Source organism: Commensalibacter intestini A911 (genome assembly GCF_000231445.1).
GTDB classification, from domain to species: domain Bacteria; phylum Pseudomonadota; class Alphaproteobacteria; order Acetobacterales; family Acetobacteraceae; genus Commensalibacter; species Commensalibacter intestini.
In genome coordinates this window covers 523,617-543,257 of record NZ_AGFR01000003.1, presented here as the reverse complement: position 1 = coordinate 543,257, position 19,641 = coordinate 523,617, and the positions used below count along the sequence as shown (strand labels likewise).

Genomic DNA, 19,641 nt, shown 5'->3' with positions numbered 1-19,641 from the left:
GTTAACTTAATTTACAAAATTTTCTTAATGTTGCCTTAGGCACAAAAGAAGAAATATCCCCCCCTAATTGCGCAACCTCTTTAACAACACTCGAAGCAATACTCCGATTCTGCTCCGTTGCGACTAAAAAAATAGTCTCAATATCAGGAGCCAAACGTTGGTTAATCAAACACATTTGAAATTCGATATTAAAATCAGTTGCTTGACGCAGACCTCGAATAATCACACTCGCATCATACTCTTTTACAGAATCTACTAACAAATTATTAAATCCAACTACTTTAATAGAACAATCTTCATGCTCTAAATAACGATAGGATTCTCCTAACTCTTCAGCTAATGCTTCATGAATACACGCAACACGCTCTTCCAAAGACCATAATGGACGTTTTTTTTCATTCAATGCAACGCCAATAATCAACTCATCGACCAAATCAATTGCACGTTTAATAATATCCAAATGCCCATTTGTAATTGGATCAAATGTACCAGGATAAAATCCTACTCGCTTGACTTCCTTTTTATTGATCATTCTGTAGCTTCAACCTCGCCACCTTCTTGATCAATAATTTCATCAGAATCTTCATCACCTTCAGAATCATCAATCACAGGAAAAACACTACTGACTGTCTCGCCTTCATCAATACGGAATAAAGTTACACCCATACTGGTTCTAGAAGTAATACGAACTTGATTAACAGGAACTCGAATTAAGCGCCCTTTATCCGTCACCAACATCACGTCTGTATTATCAAGAACCGCAAATGTCGCAACAATCTCATTACCATTTCTGCCAGCAAGGTTCATATTTGACAACCCTAAACCTCCACGACCACTGACACGATATTCATAAGCCGTAGAACGCTTACCAAAACCAGCATTCGTAACAGTTAGTAGGATTTCTTCAGATTGTTGCAATTCACTTAAACGTTCAGTTGTTAATTCTGCACTTGCGCCAGTGTCCTCTTCTTCCGCTTCAAAAGATTCTTCAATTTCTTCTGAAACATTTTCAGGATCTGCATTTTCTGCCCGACGCTTTGCATTACTATAACGTATATAAGTAGATCTTTCAGCAACCGACGCATCAACGTGATTTAGGACACAAAGAGACATTACCTCATCCCCTTCTGCCAAACGGATACCTCTTACACCCGTACTTGCACGACCAGCAAAGACTCTGACGGTATCATCTGTAATTTGGAAACGAACCGCACGCCCTTTCTTGGAAGCAAGGAAGATATCCTGCCCCTCACGACAAGTCGCAACTCCGATTAGACGTTCATCTTCATCTAATTTCATTGCAATTAAACCTGATGAACGAATATTACCAAAATCACTTAAACGGTTACGTCTAACACCACCTTTAGAAGTCGCAAAGACAAGGTGAAGGTTTGACCACATTTCCTCGTCTTGAGGCAACGGCAATACGGCTGTAATTTCATCCCCACCTAAATCAGGCAACAAGTTCACCAAAGCACGACCTTTAGAAGTTGCACTGGCTTCTGGTAAATGCCAAACTTTTGCACGATATGCTTTACCACCTGAAGAGAAGAAAATAACCCATTGGTGCGTATGGGCATTAAAGGAACGTGTAATAATATCGTCCCCTCTTCTACCTGCACCTTTACGTCCACGACCACCTCTATTTTGAGATCTAAAGGTTTCCAAAGACGTACGTTTAATAAAGCCATCTCTGGTAATCGTAACGACCATTTGACCTGGCTCAATCAAACTTTCATCAGTTTGATCGCCTTCATAATCCACAATCTCAGTCGCACGTGGGCATCCAATTTCTCCACGAACACGCAATAACTCATCACGCATAATTTCCATACGACGAATATGGCTAGCAATAATTTCTAATAATTCTTCAATACGCTTTGAAACTTCAATTAATTCGCTTTGGATTTTTTCACGTTCTAGACCTGTTAAGCGTTGTAAACGCAGTTCTAAAATACCGCGGACTTGTGTTTCGCTCAGATAAACACGTCCATCTTCAAGAATATTACCATCATCTTGAATTAAATCTAAATAAGACTGAATATCAGCTGCTGGCCAAGAGCGTTGCATTAACTGTTCACGTGCTGTGGCTGAATCCGGTGCAGAACGAATTAACGCGATCACTTCATCAATATTAGCTACTGCTAACATTAAGCCAAGCAATAAATGAGCGCGGTCTCTTGCTTTATTCAACTCATATCTTGCACGACGTAAAATTACTTCTTCACGGAACGTAATAAATGCTGTTAACGCATCTTTCAATCCTAAGAGCTGAGGCTTACCATTATTTAGCGCTAACATATTCACGCCAAATGACGTTTGTAGCTGCGTAAAGCGATAAAGTTGATTTAAAACAACATCTGGTGTTGCATCACGTTTAATCTCAATAACAATTCGCATTCCTGAACGATCGCTCTCGTCGCGAATGTCAGACACACCTTCAATTTGCTTAGCACGAACGAGCTCAGCAATTTTTTCTTGTAAGGTTGCTTTATTAACTTGATAAGGAATTTCTGTAATAATAATTGCTTGGCGATCTTTTCGAATTTCTTCAATATTCGCACGACCACGAATTAAGACTGAACCTCTACCCGTAGCATAAGCACTACGAATACCAGAGCGACCTAAGATAATCCCACCAGTAGGAAAGTCAGGCCCCGTTACAATTTGCATCAATTCTGGTAAATCCATCTCTGGATTTTCAATCAGTGCCAACGTCGCATCAATAATTTCAGTAGGGTTATGTGTTGGAATATTTGTTGCCATCCCAACAGCAATCCCAGATGCACCGTTAATCAATAAATTAGGATAAGTTGCGGGAAGGATAACAGGCTCTTCTTCAGTCTCGTCATAGTTTGCCTGAAAATCAACCGTATCTTGATTAATATCTTCCAACAAAAAGGTTGCTGGCTTTCCCAAACGTGCTTCGGTATAACGCATCGCAGCAGGAGAATCACCATCAACAGATCCAAAGTTCCCTTGCCCATCGACCAAGCGCACGCGCATTGACCAATGTTGCGCCATACGCACCATTGCATCGTAAATAGATGAGTCACCATGAGGGTGATATTTACTCATCACATCCCCAACCGCACGTGCAGACTTACGATACGGCTTGTCAGCAGTTAGACCGCTTTCAAACATAGAATATAAAATACGACGATGAACAGGTTTTAATCCATCACGCACATCTGGCAAAGCACGACTGACAATAACTGACATGGCATAAGCCAAGTAGGAGGTTTGCATTTCCTCTTCTACGGTTACGGGAACAATATCAGTCAACGGAGGAAGAGTATTTTCTGGCAAATCGGTCAAGGTAGATCCAGTATTTAATTGCAATTATTACAAATCAAAATTTTAAAATAGATCAAGATTTTATAATAAAATATTTAAATACGAATATAAGCCACTTAAACTGTTCACTAAAATCAATGTAAACAAAAAGCCATTAAACGAGACAAACACTCTATATAAAAACGATCATCAATAGCTTTTAACTATAATTTTTTTATCGAAAAAAGACAAGTAAGACTTCACAATTATAAAGAGTAAACGATAAAGTCTCCGTCTATTTGATCGGTCTATTCAAAATATATAAACTCTAATATGATTTATATCATTTTATTTTAAAAACAAATAAACATCTAAATTATTATTTATGAATAACCAATCATAATAATTAATTTAATAACAAAACATACCAAATATTTATCAATAAATTTATTTAAATATTTAAATTTGAATAAAAAGTCATATACTAAAACTATTCATAATGTATGAAATCATTAATTAATTAAAAGTTAATAGATAGTGAATATTTTATAAATACTTTTAAAAAGGATACATTCAATGACAGATAAAACAACCAAACCTAATGCATTAGATGACGTCTATGCCTCTATTGAGCTCTCATCTTCATTACCAAAAACTAAATTTCCAACGAATGAGCAAAATCCAAATAATATTTTCAATGCTATTCGTGATGAGTTAATGTTGGATGGGAATTCTCGTCAAAATTTAGCAACCTTTTGCCAAACATGGGTAGATGATGAAATTCGTGATTTAATGGATCTATCCATTGATAAAAACATGATTGATAAAGACGAATATCCTCAAACTGCCGAAATTGAAGCTCGATGCGTACATATGTTGGCAGATTTATGGAATTCTCCTTCTCCTACAACAACATTAGGATGCTCAACCATCGGTTCATCTGAAGCCGCAATGTTGGGTGGTTTAGCATTAAAATGGCAATGGCGTAAAAAACGTTTAGCTGCGGGTAAAACTGCTGATAAACCAAATTTTGTATGTGGCCCAGTTCAAATTTGTTGGCATAAATTTGCTCGTTATTTTGACGTTGAAATCCGTGAGATCCCACTCGAAGGCGATCGTTTAATCATGAACCCAGAAGAAGTTCTTAAAAGGGTTGATGAAAATACAATTGGGGTTATCCCTACACTAGGTGTTACTTTTACTTGCCAATATGAACCTGTAAAAGCTGTCAGTGATGCTTTAGACAAATTACAAAAAGAAACAGGTTTAGATATTCCGATCCATGTTGATGGTGCAAGTGGTGGCTTCTTAGCCCCCTTCTGTGCCCCTGACATTGAATGGGATTTTAAGCTTCCTCGCGTTAAATCTATCAATGCATCTGGACATAAATTCGGACTAGCACCTCTGGGTTCTGGCTGGGTTATTTGGCGTGAAGCAACTGATTTACCAGAAGAGTTAATTTTTAATGTCAATTATCTAGGTGGCAACATGCCTACCTTTGCTTTAAATTTCTCTCGTCCTGGCGGTCAAATTATTGCTCAATATTATAATTTCCTACGCCTTGGCAAAGAAGGCTATGCAAAAATTCATAATCATTGTTATGAAACCGCACAATATCTTGCTAAATCTATTGCTGAAATTGGCCCATTTGAAATCCTATTTGATGGCAGCAGCGACAAAGGAATTCCTGCTCTTGCTTGGAAACTCAAGGAAGGACAAGGCGATGGGTATACTCTATTTGACCTAGCAGATAGATTACGCAGTCGTGGTTGGCAAGTTCCTGCTTATTCTATGCCTGCAAACCGCCAAGACCTCGTCATTCAACGCATTTTAGTACGTCACGGAGTCAGTCGTGATTTAGCTGAACTCCTCATCGGCGATATTAAACGTGCATTGGATTATTTCAAAAAACATCCCATAAGCAATCCATTAACAGCAAAAGAAGCTAGTGGATTTAATCACGGCTAGTATTTCGACATTTTTGAAATCTCTCACGACAATATATAGACATCAACACTCTATATATTGTCTGTTTAGGAACTGTTATGTCTGATGTCAAAACAAATGCTCCTGCAAAACAACTCTCAATGTTAGGTTTCTTTGCCATTACCGCATCCATGGTAATGGCCGTCTACGAATATCCAACTTTTGCAACTTCTGGATTTAGCCTAATATTCTTTTTACTCTTAGGTGGAATCTTATGGTTCATTCCTGTTGGGTTATGTGCCGCTGAAATGGCCACTGTAGAAGGATGGGACGAAGGTGGCATTTTTGCTTGGGTCTCTAATACCCTTGGGGAACGATGGGGATTTGCAGCAATTTCTTTTGCATATTTACAAATTGCCATTGGTTTTATTCCAATGCTCTACTTTGTTCTTGGTGCCCTTTCCTATATTTTAAAATGGCCAGAGTTAAATACTGATCCAATTCTTAAAACAATTGCTGGATTAATCATTTTATGGGGCTTGGCTCTAACACAATTTAATGGCACGAAATATACAGCACGTATTGCAAAAGCTGGATTTTTTGCTGGTATTTTATTCCCAGCCATCGTACTTGTTTGTCTTGCGATCGGATATTTAATGAGCGGTGCGCCACTAGCCATTCAAATGAATGCATCTACATTTTTCCCTGACTTTAGCAAAATTGGGACTTTAGTGGTCTTTGTGGCTTTTATTCTAAGCTATATGGGTGTTGAAGCATCTGCGACACACGTGAACGAAATGAAAAATCCAGGTCGTGATTATCCAATGGCAATTTTCTTGTTAATGATTGCAGCTATTTGTTTAAGTTCCATTGGAGGGCTATCGGTTGCTGCGGTTATTCCTCATGATGAAATTAATCTCTCTGCTGGTGTTGTCCAAACATTTAAAGTCTTGGTTACCCATTACGGTGCAAGTTTTGAGTGGTTTGTTCGTATTATTGCTGCCTTATTAATGCTCGGTGTATTGGCTGAAATTGCATCTTGGATTGTGGGCCCATCAAGAGGAATGTATGTGACGGCACAAAAAGGCATATTGCCCCATGCTTTTAATAAAGTAAACAAACACGACGTGCCTGTTGCATTAGTGATTTCACAATTATTAATTACCACTGTTGCTTTAATTATTTTCACCAATACCAGTGGTGGTAATAATATGTCTTTCTTAATTGCTTTGACATTAACCGTATTGATTTATCTATGTGGTTATTTCTTACTTTTCCTTGGATACATTCAATTAGTGCGCAAACAATCTGAGAAAAAACGTGTATTTAATATTCCAGGTGGAAATGTAACTAAAATTATCGTAGCTACAGTTGGTTTTATAACCTCTATGATTGCTTTTATTGTTTCCTTTATTCCACCTAGCTCTGTAGCAGAAACAAGTGTACACTCATACTTAACGCTATTAACAATAAGCTTTATCATTGTTGTTGCTATTCCTTTTATTATTTATGCATTCCATAAAAAAGAAGGAAAAACCATCAATGCAACCTTGGTTCATATCAAAAGCCACAATGCGCCTGTCGGACATTATTTTGTCCATCCTCGCGCAAGAGCAACACATCATACAATAAATAATGATAATATTAGTTCTGATAGTAAATAAATAAATACTTACCAGAGACTAATAGTTAGTCTCTGGACAATCTAGATTTCACTAACTGCAATTTTTACAATAATTTTACGAATAGAAACAGGCTCTGTAAGGCAGCAACAAGGTCTATGGATATCTTGAGGAAATAAGATTACATAACTCCCTGGAAACAATTCAACAAATGTCTCATGCTTTACATATTCATAAAACTGAATGTCTTTTCCTGGAGCAAAAGCCTTATAAATAGGGTTATCTTTTGTATCAATAACCGTACCAATATATTCTTTTCCTGAAACCAAATAGTGAATATCAATGTATTTCTGATGACTTTCTGGTTTAGACTCTTCCTTTAAATGCGTCGTTGTATCAACAACCTCCGCAAAAACTTTATCGCCATCAATCTCAATTTTACCAGGTGATAAAATCTGCAAATCTAAATGACTAAGAAAGTCTAAACTTTTTTGTAAAACCTCAGGCAATGCAAAAGGAAGTTGCGTATGAATATGTCCTAAAATCATTTTAACTATCCTAATCTATATCATCTTGATCTTCTAATAATTTATCAATTTCTTCAATTTTTTTAGGCTTACTGAGCATACAAAATAAAGTGCAAGGAACAGATAAAATAAGAAGAGACATTCCTATAGTCCAAACTATAGGTTGGTTAACTACCGCATTAAAAGCACTACTTTTATATGTAACTGAGAAATACCCCACTTGGAAGTTAACATCATGATAAGCCCAACACGTCATCCCAGCCATAATCATAAAAATTGTAAGCGTTACTAACCCTTTATACCTACTTCTGCCATGCTTAAAAAGCAAAGCTACAACCACAAAAAAGGAAAGGAAAAGACATACAAAGAACATATTATTATACTTTACCTGACGTTATACCAAAAATAAATTTACCATAATAATACGCTCTTCAATATATAATTTTTTTATCAAAATAAAAAGGCTTTAACCAAACATTAAACCCAACCATTAATACATTTAGAATGGAATTTCGTCGTCTAAATCATTATGTCCTGGCATAGAAGAATCCCAGCCACCGCCAGCACTTTTACTAGGTGCAGATGGAGCAGACATTGCGGGGCGTGATGCTGGTGCCATCGGTGCAGACGCCCCATAATCATCGCCATACCCCATATCATCACCACCACTACGATTGCTATCTAGCAACACTAACTCTCCACGGAAACGATCGACCACAACTTCTGTTGTATAACGTTCCATCCCTTGTTGATCGGTCCATTTCCGTGTTTTCAATTGCCCCTCAATAAAAACCTTACGGCCTTTACGCAAATATTTTTCGGCGACATCAGCTAAACGCTCATTAAAAATAACCACACGATGCCACTCTGTATTTTCTTTACGTTCACCCGTTTGACGGTCATTCCATGTATCACTGGTTGCCAATGTTAAATTAACAACTTTAGTTCCCATCTGAGTAGTACGGACATCAGGATCTTTACCCAAGTTACCAACCAAAATCACTTTATTAACACTACCAGCCATCTTCTTTATTACCTTATTTTGCAAGATCTAATAAAATCACTTATTCTTCTTTATACTGTTTTTCATACGACTTCAAAAGTTTTAATAATTTTATTAAAAGATATATAACTAATTTTAATTATTTTTTATTTTGTAATAATCATGAGAATTTGTAATAATCACTAGCATCATAACTACTACGAACTGTCAATCAACTTATTAAGTATTATCAAGACATGCAAGATCTTACCAAATATACACACTGCCCCCTTTGTAACAGCACGAAACTTCAAACTATCCGCAATGAAAACTGCCAACATCACAAAAGATGGCTTGCTCCATTATCAACACAAATGATCTGGCTATCTTGTGACTCTTGTAAGCATGTCTTTAGAGAAGGATACTATACAGATGAAGCTCTTGAGATTTTGTTCAAAGGCACTAATCCAGAACAACAAGTTGGATACCAAATTGAACAACAACGACTTGTATCAGCAAGAATGATTGATAAAGTACTCCCATATCAAAATCACGGTGCATGGTTAGATGTAGGATTTGGAAATGGTTCATTACTATTTACGGCTTATGAATATGGCTTTAAACCTATTGGTATTGACTTACGTGAAGACAATGTAAAACAACTCAAATCATATGGTGTTGATGCTTATAAAGTAAATTTACTTGATGTTGATACTGATGATCCTCTTTCTGTGATTAGTATGGCTGATGTTTTAGAACACATTCCTTACCCCAAAGAAATCTTACAAAAATGTCATGCACTACTAAAAGATAAAGGCGTATTATTTCTTTCTTTACCAAATTCTGAAACAATTATTTGGAAAGTGCGTGATGCTCAAAACATTAACTATTATTGGAGTGAAATGGAACACTACCATAATTTTTCCAGATCAAGATTATATAGTTTATTAAATGAATGTGGTTTTATCCCTGTTCGTTATGGTGTTAGCGAAAGATACGGCATGGGTATGGAAATCGTAGCCATCAAAAAATAACAAAGCCTAAATTTACTCAAAACAAAACATGATTTTTATTTTAAGTTATATTAAGATCATCCTATCTTTAACTTAAAACAAAGTCATCATGAATAAAACCTCTCCCTCACCTCTTACAACATTAATTGTCAGAGGTGCAAAAGTTCATAATTTAAAAAATATTGACGTGAATATTCCTAAACACCAATTAACGGTGATTACGGGATTATCAGGTTCAGGCAAATCCTCTCTGGCATTTGATACAATTTATGCCGAAGGACAACGTCGCTACGTTGAAAGCCTTTCAGCCTATGCACGTCAATTTTTGGAACTTATGGGAAAACCTGATGTTGAATCGATTGAAGGCTTATCTCCTGCAATTTCAATTGAACAAAAAACAACCTCTAAAAACCCAAGATCCACCGTCGGAACCATTACCGAAATTCATGATTATATGCGCTTGCTTTGGGCAAGAGCTGGAACACCTTATTCTCCTGCCACAGGATTACCTATTGAAGCACAAACCGTCAGCCAGATGGTTGATCGTGTTATGGAGTTACCTGAAAAAACACGGTTAATGTTGCTGGCCCCTGTTGTTCGAGCTCGTAAAGGAGAATATAAAAAGGAACTGGCTGAATTACAGCGCAAAGGCTTTACGCGTGTTAAAGTAGACGGAACTTTATACGATATTGGCGATGTTCCTAATCTAAACCGAAAAATTAAACATACTATTGAAGTTATTGTAGATCGTGTTGTTATTAAAACCGATATTGAAGGACGATTAGCGGATAGTTTTGAAATTGCTCTTTCTTTATCCGATGGATTAGCTAGCGTTGAAGAGGTTTTGCGCGAGGGTGAAGAAAAGCAACCTCTAACCTTGAGTTTCTCTGCGCGTTACTCTTGCCCTGAAAGTGGTTTTACCCTCGAAGAAATCGAGCCACGCTTATTCTCTTTTAATGCCCCACAAGGTGCATGCCCTGCCTGTGATGGTATTGGCACAGAGAGCTTCTTTGATCCACAACTTATTATTCCAAACACCTCTATATCCCTTAAAAAAGGTGCTATTTTGCCGTGGAGCAATAGCTCTCTTCCGTATTACCAACAAGCCTTGGAAAGTATTGCAAAGCACTTTAAATTTGATCTCGATACACCTTGGGAGAAAATTCCAGAAGCCGTTCAAGAAATTATTCTACATGGCTCCACTGAAGAAATTCCTATTACATATCATGATGAAAAACAGTCCTATACGCTCAATCACCCTTTTGAAGGCGTCATTCGTAACCTTGAAAAACGATATAACGCCACCGACAGCTATTCTGTAAAAGAAGAACTCAATAAATATCGTGCAGATTATCCTTGCCATACTTGTCATGGCGCACGATTAAAACCAGAAGCTTTATGCGTTAAAATCGATCAAAAGAATATTGCTGAAATTTCAGAACTCCCTATTCAGCAAGCTCTTGATTGGTTTTCCAGTATTGAATCAACCCTCACGCCACAAAAAGCAGAAATTGCGCATCGAATTTTACGAGAAATCATAGAACGCTTACATTTCTTAAATGATGTAGGTTTAGACTATTTAACGCTTTCTCGTGGTTCAGCAACCTTATCAGGCGGAGAAAGCCAACGTATTCGCTTGGCCAGCCAAATTGGATCTGGCTTAACGGGTGTTCTTTATGTGCTTGATGAACCTTCAATTGGACTACATCAACGTGATAATGAACGCTTATTAGGCACTTTGGAACGCCTTAAAGGTCTTGGTAACACGCTTATTGTTGTTGAACATGACGAAGATACCATCAAGGCTTCTGATTATTTAATCGATATGGGGCCTGGTGCTGGAATTTTAGGCGGTAATGTGGTTGCGATTGGAACTCCTACAGAAGTTGAAGCAAACCCCAAAAGCCTTACGGGAGATTACTTAAGTGGTCGAAAATATATTCCAGTTCCTAGAAAACGCCGCAAGTTTAACAAAAAACAACTATTAACACTTTCTGGTGCAACGGGGAACAACCTCAAAGATGTTAGTGTTGATTTTCCATTAGGCACCTTTATTGCTGTAACAGGTGTTTCTGGTGGTGGAAAATCAACGCTTATTATTGATACTTTATACAAAGCTCTATCTCGACAACTTATGAAATCGAATATGGTTCCTTCCCCTTATAAAAATATCAAAGGGCTGGAGCATCTCGATAAAATTATTGATATTGATCAATCCCCTATTGGTCGCACGCCAAGATCTAATCCTGCAACTTATACAGACTTATTTACCCCTATTCGTGAATGGTTTGCTGAATTACCCGAAAGTCGTGCCAGAGGATATAAGCCAGGACGTTTTTCCTTTAACGTCAAAGGCGGACGATGCGAGGCGTGCCAAGGCGATGGCGTTATTAAAATTGAAATGCATTTCTTGCCTGACATGTTTGTGACTTGTGATGCTTGTAAGGGTGCGAGATATAATCGAGAAACATTAGACATTAAATTCAAAGGCCACTCTATTGCAGATATTTTAAATTTATCTGTTGATGAAGCGGTTCCGTTATTTGAAGCAGCCCCTCGCATTTATGATCGTCTCAATATCCTAAAACAAGTTGGCCTTGGCTATATCCACCTTGGGCAACAAGCCACCACTCTGTCAGGAGGAGAAGCCCAACGGATAAAACTTTCCAAAGAGCTCACCCGTCGCGCCACAGGACGAACTTTGTATATTTTAGATGAGCCCACAACGGGACTGCATACCGAAGACGTAAGAAAACTACTAGAAGTGCTTCATGCTTTGGTCGAGCAAGGCAATACGATCATTGTCATTGAACATAACTTAGAGGTCATCAAAACTGCGGACTGGGTCATTGATCTTGGGCCTGAAGGTGGAAATGGTGGCGGTCAAATCGTCGCCACTGGCACCCCAGAAGATATCGCTAAAGTCAAAGCAAGTTATACAGGGAAATTTTTAAAACCAATTTTAGAGAAAAAACATTATTTAGAATAAAAATATTGAAGGAATTGATTATGGAATATTTTAACGAACTCAACCAACCTGTTGGTGAACCATTACCGAATTGGGAACCAAGACCTCACCCTCAACGTATTACCTTACAAGGTCGCCTTTGTCGTTTGGAACCCTTAACCTTGAATCATGCTGAGGCTTTATTCAATGCTTATCAACTATTTCCTGATGATGGACATTGGACATGGATGTTAAGAGGGCCAGATAAAACCGTTGAAGAGCATAAAGAGTGGATTCAAAGCGTTTTAACCGTCAATGATCCTATTAATTACGCCGTTATTGACACTAAAACCAATCAACCCGTTGGCTCGATCGCTTTAATGCGAATTGATGCAAATAATGGTGTGATGGAAGTAGGACATGTTCATTACTCCCCTTTATTAGCAAAAACCATTATTGCAACCGAAGCTCAATGGTTACTAATGAACTATGCCTTTGAAACGCTTGGCTATCGTCGATATGAATGGAAATGTAACGCTTGTAATGAACCTTCTCGTCGTTCAGCTTTACGATTAGGCTTTCAATATGAAGGAAGGTTTAGACAAGCCATCGTCACCAAAGGTCATAATAGAGATACTGATTGGTTTTCTATCATTGACAAAGAATGGCCTGACGTCAACAAAGCTCTACAAAAATGGCTTTCCGCTGATAATTTCGATCAAGACGGAAAACAAAAACAATCTCTAGAAGATTGTAGAAAGTAAGCGTTTTAATCCTATAGATCTCTATTGTTAAAATGATAGATATCTATAGGACTATCTTTTGTTATTGTGCAAATGCACGCATAATCACAGCAACACCACGGCCAATCGCTGCTGGAACAACACTGCTATGGTCTTCCCCATCAAAATCAACACAATCAACTACAACATCAGAAACCTGTTTTAACCCTTTACAAGCCTGATGAATATGATCCACCTGATGTTTTGCTGCCAAGTGATGTTTGATCTTTTCTAGATTAGGATTATTTTGCCAATAAGGCGCAATATTTTGTTCATACGATCCCACCGTTAATAAAATCGTTTTAGGATTTTTGGCAAATGTCACCTTTTGCTGCTCTAAATAATTTATCCGATTAGAAATTAATACTGGATCAAGCCATAAAGATGGGCTGGCAGCTACATAAACTTGATACTCATTGGGATGGTAAACAAAATTATAAACTGTAAATAATCCACCAAAAGAATGCCCCATTAATGCTTGATGCTGCTGATCAATCGGCACATAACGTGTAATTAAAGGTTTTAATTGATCTTGAATAAAAGAGGCAAAAGCCTCTGCCCCACCTGTTTTATACTTCATTGGAATTTTTGTATTTTGAGGCGGTGTTAGGTCATAAGTGCGTAACTGCGCCATATTATCAGACGGAAGATAACCTATCCCCACAATAACAGGATGTATTTTCTTCGTTAAATCCACTCTTTTTTCATAAGCACGCAATGCATCTCGTGTCGTATTAAATAATGCATTTCCATCCATCACAAAAACAACAGGATATCCAGAAGCTGGTGGAGGTGCATCAGGAATGGAAATAAAAATACGATAAGTCTGGTTGCTCTTTTGATCTTTGATATCAAAACTCGCACTATCTTTTAACGTTACAGTCGATGGATTTAATGCTTTTAATATTGTTAAAGGAGATGACTCTTTCGGGGCAACAGGTTGTGCCTTAACAGTTTGTATTGCCGTATAACAAAGCAATGCAGAAAGTATACACGCTGATTTTATAAATAATTTTTTCACAACATTCTCTTATTTCTTTAATACTTACCAACGTGCTCTGACTTGTCCCATAACAACCCGACGTGTTCCATAAAAACAACTCATATTCGATGCACAAGCAACTGTATATTTATTATCCGCAACGTTATTAATATTTAACTGTAACAACGTACTATTAATTTCTGGAAAACTATTTTTTAGATCATAATGCAACTCAACATCTCCAAGAATATAAGAAGGCACTTTGAAGCTATTGGCATTATCACCATAACTATATCCGTTATACGGATATAGAAATCCAAGCTGCACTTGATGGTAAAGTCATCTCTCAGCTTTCTTCTATCTCAGTAACGCACCTAATAAGAGACAGAAAACTAATTCCATTATTTATCAACCATATCGCTGATCATATGCATGCATATATTTATTATGGAAGTAAAAATAAACAACCTTTAAAAGTTCGTAAATTTATTGATTTAGCCATTAAGAGACTCACCAACAACCAGGATTTAACCCTTTCCATAAAAGAATTAAATCATTATGCGATATACAAATAAATTTAATTTAAATTGATTGATTACAACTCTAAATGAGTATTTTAGATAGTTAAATCATATACATATAATGACTAACATCTCAAAAAAGATCGTGTATCGCTCTATTTTTAATTAAAATTTTACTTTTTCCTAAAAAATATATTTGACGTAAAATATATCTTAAGATATAAAAGATTCATGAACACGATATTCATAAATGCTAATAAGCATCCAAATGGTTATCATTGCGATCACAGCGATCTTGACCGTTTTCATCGCCCTTCTCAATTAACAAACACTCATCGTCAACAAAGAATACAAATCGATGTGTCCAAAAATTATACAGGTCAGCAACTCCGCTTACTTGAAGATAAAAAAGCGCTTCGATAGCGTTTTCTATTTACCATATTATAACGAAAGATATATTTTACAATATGAAAAACTTTTTTAAACATCAAAAATCTCATCGTCATTCTAATCACGATGAATCCTCTACCTCACACGATCCTCATCACAGACGTCGTTTTCATCATGACGATCAACATTCTCATCGTGGACATCATCATGGTCAACGCTCTCATCATGATGAAGAGATGCATGAACGTCATGAGCGTCATCATCAAAGAAGAAGACACGATTTTTTATCAGGTGGTGATCATCATTTATTAACTAGAGGCCGAAAATTATCCTCTGATGAGCTTCAATTGTTAATTTTAAAACAACTTGAAACACAACCAGCACATGGTTATGAACTCATCAAATTTTTCGAGGAACATTCCAATGGGATGTATACCCCAAGCCCTGGTGTTATTTACCCTGCCCTGACTTTTTTAAATGAAACCGACAAAGTTTCTGTCGAAAAACAAGGCAATCGTAAGCAATATCATATCTCTGAAGAAGGCAAACAGTTTTTAGAGCAATCCAAAGCACAAGCTGCTTCATTATGGGATCGATTAGGCAGCATTGGCAAACATATGAGTGAAGTTCGTGAAATTTTCTCAGACAATCCAATGAGATCTAAAGAATCTTATAAACTTTATGAAGCTCGTCGTTCTTTAAAAACAGCGTTGCGACAAAAACAAAATGCCTCAGAAGCCGAACTAAAACGGATTGAAGCTATTCTTCAAAAAGCAACAGCCGAAATTTTACAAACAGATCCTAAACTTGAATGATTTTGAAAGGAAACATCATGGTTACGACTGAATATTTATTTATCATTATGCTAAGCTCTTTTGCATTAAGATTAGCTATTGTTAAACAAATTAAAAAGATTTTTAACTCAGAATATAGTTAAAAACTTATCCTCCGATATGGCAGTGATAGCCCATATCTTGAACCATTGCCTGTAATGCTTCAATGTCCTCTGTTGTCATTTTAGCATCTTTAGGCATTGTATATTCCATCCCTAACAAGTCATACTTCCCTTCCCCATAAGTATGATAAGGAAGCAAGTGAATTGTATCGACATTATGCATCTTCTTTACAAATTCACAAACGGCTTTAACGCTTTGTTTATCTGAATTAACGTCAGGAATTAAAGGTAGTCTGACTTCTGTTTTAGTAATTTCAGAAATTAAAATGAGATTTTCTAAAATAACTTTATTTGAAACACCCGTAGCAACAAGATGCACACCAGGATCCATTGCCTTAATATCCGTTAAGGCTAAATCCACAAAGGGCATTACCATTTCAATCGTCTTTTTAGATGCTGCACCCGTTGTTTCCATAGCGGTATGCCAACCTTTTTCTTTACAAGCCTTTAGCAACTCCAAAGCAAATTCAGGTTGTAACAAAGGCTCTCCACCCGACAAGGTAATCCCACCATCGGAACGTCGATAAATCGTTGCATCTTTTTGCAACTCTTTCATCACCTCTCCAACAGTTGTTTTACAGCCTTTCATTTCTAATGCTTTAGGCAAACAAACCTCAGCACATTTTCCACAAGTCGTGCATTTATCTCTATCGATAAAATTTGGATTATCAAACGATAACGCTTTTTGCTCACAAACCTCTATACAGTCACCACACTCATTACAGTTTTGCTTAATAAATAAAAGCTGTGGCTTAGGATCACGCGATTCTGGATTGCTACACCACTTACAAGATAAAGGACATCCTTTAAAAAAGGGGATTGTTCGAATACCATTACCATCATGAACAGAAAATCGCTGGATATTAAATATGGTACCCTGTGTATCATAATTAGCGGGTTGCATGACCGATCCCCTTTGGCATTTTCTTAATAAAAGAGGTTAAAAATGTTGCTCTGTTCGGCTAATAATATCGTCCTGAACATCCTTCGCCAAAGTGACGAATTGTGCACTATATCCTGCAACACGAACCACTAAATCTTTATGTTGTTCAGGATGTTTCTGTGCAGCAATTAATGTATCACGATTAATCACGTTAAATTGGATATGCATTCCTTTTTTATCGAAATAGCTTCGAACCATACTGGAAAAATTCTTTAACCCATTATCTCCAGCCAATGAAGATGGTAAGAATTTTTGATTATACAACGTACCATTAGAAGCTAAGAAATGATCTAATTTTGATACAGAGTTTGCCGCCGCTGTTGGACCATTCACATCTTTACCTTGACGAGGTGAAACCCCATCAGCCAAAGGTGTTTGTGCAATACGACCATCAGGAAGCGCACCGACATAACGACCGAACATAACATTGGCAGAAACAGGATAAATACCAGCTTGGAATTGCCCACCACGAGGATTTTTATATTTTTCAATTTCAAGGCAGTATAATTGCGCACATTTACGTGCAATCATATCCACTTCGTCAATGTCATTCCCATAAGATGGGGTGCTATCAAGCAAGCGACGAATACTTTCATGATCTGTATGAATTTTTGTATCGATCAAACCTTGTTGATGGATTTTTTGATCTTTAATCACACCTTCAGCAATATCTTTTAACTCTACAGGTCTATCAAAGTTTGCATCCAAAGCAGCTTTAAGTTGCTTCATGGTGATTTTTTTATCTTCAAAGACTTGTTTTTGAATTGCATAAAGAGAGTCAGCAGAATCAGAAACACCGAAAGCTTGAGGCCCCGTGAAGTTATAAATTGCTCCACCTTCTTGAACTGTTTTTCCTCTGCCAATACAATCATCAACCAAAGCTGACAAGAATGGTAATGGAGCACGTTCACCATGCGCCATATCTGCACAGTTACAAGCTTCGATCAATAATCGAACAAAATATTCAAGTTGTTTTTCAAATGCGACTAATAACTCAGCAGTACTTTTAAAACTTTCGATTTCACCTGTTTGTGGGCCAAATTGTTTATCATTTAAACGCCCATTATTCAGAGTGATTTCTAAAATTTTTGCAACGTTAAAGAACGCAGCATCATGTTGGCCTTCAGTTTTATGAGGAATAGAAGGTTCAACACAGCCAATAACATCATAGTTACGTGCATCTGCCAAAGTAACCCCACGATTTTGCATCGCAGGAATAATCACTTCATCATTATACATTGCCGGCAAACCAAGACCTAAACGAATAACTTCGCAAGATCTGAATAAGAACTCATCAGGGGTTCCCTGCCATACACGAATAGAGAATGAAGGCTGAGGCAATGCAACATGTGCGGTTGCTTCCATACACATATAAGACACTTCATTTGTTGCATCAACACCATCTTCGGTTTGACCACCAACAATCAAGTTTTGGAACATTGCATAACCAGCAAATGCTTGAGCTGACAATTCATCACGACATTTATTAATATCGTTTAGTTTCAACCAAATACAATCAATTAACTCTTGCGCAAACTCTTTGGAAGCTGTTTTATCTGCAATCAAATATGGATGCATATATTGGTCAAAACGACCTGGAGAAATAGAATGCCCACTACCTTCAATTTGAATCAACAACTGAACAAACCAAAAAGATTGACATGCTTCATAAAAAGTCGTTGCACCATATTCTGGAACACGGCTACAGTTTTTAGCAATTTGCAATAACTCTTCTTTACGCGTTGCGTCTTTTTCACTTTGAGCAAGCTTTTGAGCATATTCTGCATAACGTTGTGCATATTGAATAGCAGAAGAATAAACAACAATAATTGCGTTATAGAATTGTTTTCTTTTTGCATAGTCAGGCGCATTTTTATCTTGTTGTTCTAAAGCCGTATAAGCTTCATCAAGAATGCCACGAAAACCAACTTTTAATACTTTAGCATAATCAACAGTGATATGACCCACACCACCATTTAAATAGTTACCAACCGTAAAAACACCTGCGCCAATACATTGTTTGGCTTCTGAAGACATATAGGCATTACCAAGGTCACTAACTGTTTTACCTGGCCAATATTGAAAAGCTTCATGTAAGTCTTTAGCAACATCTTTAGGAACAACAAAAGGATCTGCAGCACGATGTTCCATGGTATCGAATTCTTTTTCGACCCAGTTAAATGAATATTCAGGAAAAATAGAAGCTGAACGAATATGTTTCGTAGCAGACCCCACAATTAACTCATGATCGCGAATAGTCACTGGTAAATGGGTTAGGATTTTTTCAAGAGCCTTTGCTCTACGTAAAACAGGAGGTAAATTTTCTGTTTCTTTATAAGATTCAGTAACTAGAACAGCACGTTCTGACTCAATCTCTGGTTTAGCATTCAAAAGATCCTCTTTTAAACGGAGGATACGCGGAGTTGGATTAGAAAAACCTTTTTCAATCATGGTTCAATCTCCCTTAAATAAGCTAATTTTTAATATTAAAAAAAGGTAGAAATGATTTACTTTTAATAATGTTAATTTTCTTTTAAGCTCGCCTCTACATTATCTAAAATAACATAAAACCTTTTAAGTGACGTTATGTTAACTCTCCCTATTGAGTCCTGTCTATTAAAAACAAATATATATAAAATTACTGTAAAATTTGTGCTTATTTTACAACTAAATTATAATTGATATGCACAATTCAACATATCGAATAACTTTTAATATTCATAAGAATAATGAAAACTTAAGAGATTTAACTATCAAGTTAAATCGTGTATATCT

The 19,641-nt window shown here is 36.9% G+C and carries 16 protein-coding genes; 7 read left to right on the top strand and 9 right to left on the bottom strand.

The window, feature by feature from the left end; all coding sequences use genetic code 11:
- Nucleotide 1: 1 nt before the first annotated feature.
- Both coaD and gyrA read right to left on the bottom strand, forming a co-directional pair.
- Nucleotides 2-532: a pantetheine-phosphate adenylyltransferase gene (gene coaD / locus CIN_RS02825; RefSeq protein ID WP_008853548.1), complete on the bottom strand. Its 531-nt coding sequence runs from the start codon at nucleotides 530-532 to the stop codon at nucleotides 2-4.
- Nucleotides 529-3,318, bottom strand: coding sequence for a DNA gyrase subunit A (gyrA, locus tag CIN_RS02820; protein ID WP_008853547.1), 2,790 nt, complete (start codon nucleotides 3,316-3,318; stop codon nucleotides 529-531). Before gyrA ends, coaD begins: the two co-directional genes overlap by 4 nt.
- A gap of 534 nt (nucleotides 3,319-3,852) precedes the next feature.
- Between gyrA and CIN_RS02815 the strand changes: the two genes are divergently transcribed.
- Both CIN_RS02815 and gadC read left to right on the top strand, forming a co-directional pair.
- Complete coding sequence (locus CIN_RS02815; RefSeq protein WP_008853546.1) at nucleotides 3,853-5,244, top strand: glutamate decarboxylase; 1,392 nt, start codon at nucleotides 3,853-3,855, stop codon at nucleotides 5,242-5,244.
- Between the two features lie 77 nt (nucleotides 5,245-5,321).
- Entirely contained in the window at nucleotides 5,322-6,866 is a 1,545-nt protein-coding gene (gene gadC / locus CIN_RS02810; RefSeq protein WP_008853545.1) for a glutamate:gamma-aminobutyrate antiporter, read from the top strand.
- Nucleotides 6,867-6,907: 41 nt separating this feature from the next.
- Here the strand turns inward: gadC and CIN_RS02805 are convergent, their stop codons facing one another.
- The 3 genes from CIN_RS02805 to ssb form a co-directional block, all read right to left on the bottom strand.
- Entirely contained in the window at nucleotides 6,908-7,372 is a 465-nt protein-coding gene (locus CIN_RS02805; protein ID WP_008853544.1) for a YhcH/YjgK/YiaL family protein, read from the bottom strand.
- Between the two features lie 10 nt (nucleotides 7,373-7,382).
- Nucleotides 7,383-7,724 carry a hypothetical protein gene (locus tag CIN_RS02800; protein WP_040363722.1) on the bottom strand — a complete coding sequence of 114 codons (342 nt, stop codon included), beginning with the start codon at nucleotides 7,722-7,724 and terminating at the stop codon, nucleotides 7,383-7,385.
- A 126-nt stretch (nucleotides 7,725-7,850) separates the two neighbouring features.
- The gene (gene ssb, locus CIN_RS02795; RefSeq protein ID WP_008853542.1) at nucleotides 7,851-8,375 is read right to left on the bottom strand and encodes a single-stranded DNA-binding protein; all 525 of its coding nucleotides are present in this window, start codon (nucleotides 8,373-8,375) and stop codon (nucleotides 7,851-7,853) included.
- Between the two features lie 215 nt (nucleotides 8,376-8,590).
- Here ssb and CIN_RS02790 point away from each other — a divergent pair, with 215 nt between their 5' ends.
- The 3 genes from CIN_RS02790 (at nucleotide 8,591) to CIN_RS02780 (ending at nucleotide 13,057) form a co-directional block, all read left to right on the top strand.
- The gene (locus CIN_RS02790; RefSeq protein WP_211475701.1) at nucleotides 8,591-9,367 is read left to right on the top strand and encodes a class I SAM-dependent methyltransferase; all 777 of its coding nucleotides are present in this window, start codon (nucleotides 8,591-8,593) and stop codon (nucleotides 9,365-9,367) included.
- 88 nt (nucleotides 9,368-9,455) lie between these two features.
- Nucleotides 9,456-12,335: an excinuclease ABC subunit UvrA gene (gene uvrA, locus CIN_RS02785; RefSeq protein WP_008853540.1), complete on the top strand. Its 2,880-nt coding sequence runs from the start codon at nucleotides 9,456-9,458 to the stop codon at nucleotides 12,333-12,335.
- Between the two features lie 20 nt (nucleotides 12,336-12,355).
- Nucleotides 12,356-13,057 (top strand): GNAT family N-acetyltransferase, encoded by a 702-nt coding sequence (locus CIN_RS02780; protein WP_008853539.1) that lies wholly within the window; start codon nucleotides 12,356-12,358, stop codon nucleotides 13,055-13,057.
- Between the two features lie 61 nt (nucleotides 13,058-13,118).
- Here CIN_RS02780 and CIN_RS11310 read toward each other — a convergent pair whose 3' ends face one another.
- Both CIN_RS11310 and CIN_RS02770 read right to left on the bottom strand, forming a co-directional pair.
- Nucleotides 13,119-14,096 carry an alpha/beta hydrolase gene (locus CIN_RS11310; protein ID WP_050798319.1) on the bottom strand — a complete coding sequence of 326 codons (978 nt, stop codon included), beginning with the start codon at nucleotides 14,094-14,096 and terminating at the stop codon, nucleotides 13,119-13,121.
- 24 nt (nucleotides 14,097-14,120) lie between these two features.
- Nucleotides 14,121-14,384 (bottom strand): TonB-dependent receptor, encoded by a 264-nt coding sequence (locus CIN_RS02770; protein ID WP_040363721.1) that lies wholly within the window; start codon nucleotides 14,382-14,384, stop codon nucleotides 14,121-14,123.
- A gap of 425 nt (nucleotides 14,385-14,809) precedes the next feature.
- Here CIN_RS02770 and CIN_RS02765 point away from each other — a divergent pair, with 425 nt between their 5' ends.
- Together CIN_RS02765 and CIN_RS02760 are read left to right on the top strand one after the other, a co-directional pair.
- Nucleotides 14,810-15,001 (top strand): hypothetical protein, encoded by a 192-nt coding sequence (locus CIN_RS02765; protein ID WP_040363720.1) that lies wholly within the window; start codon nucleotides 14,810-14,812, stop codon nucleotides 14,999-15,001.
- A gap of 44 nt (nucleotides 15,002-15,045) precedes the next feature.
- Nucleotides 15,046-15,783, top strand: coding sequence for a PadR family transcriptional regulator (locus CIN_RS02760; protein ID WP_008853535.1), 738 nt, complete (start codon nucleotides 15,046-15,048; stop codon nucleotides 15,781-15,783).
- A 126-nt stretch (nucleotides 15,784-15,909) separates the two neighbouring features.
- Here the strand turns inward: CIN_RS02760 and CIN_RS02755 are convergent, their stop codons facing one another.
- Together CIN_RS02755 and CIN_RS02750 are read right to left on the bottom strand one after the other, a co-directional pair.
- Nucleotides 15,910-16,827, bottom strand: a complete 918-nt coding sequence (locus CIN_RS02755) for a glycyl-radical enzyme activating protein (RefSeq protein WP_008853533.1) — start codon at nucleotides 16,825-16,827, stop codon at nucleotides 15,910-15,912.
- A 36-nt stretch (nucleotides 16,828-16,863) separates the two neighbouring features.
- Entirely contained in the window at nucleotides 16,864-19,317 is a 2,454-nt protein-coding gene (locus tag CIN_RS02750) for a glycyl radical protein (protein WP_008853532.1), read from the bottom strand.
- Nucleotides 19,318-19,641 lie beyond the last annotated feature (324 nt).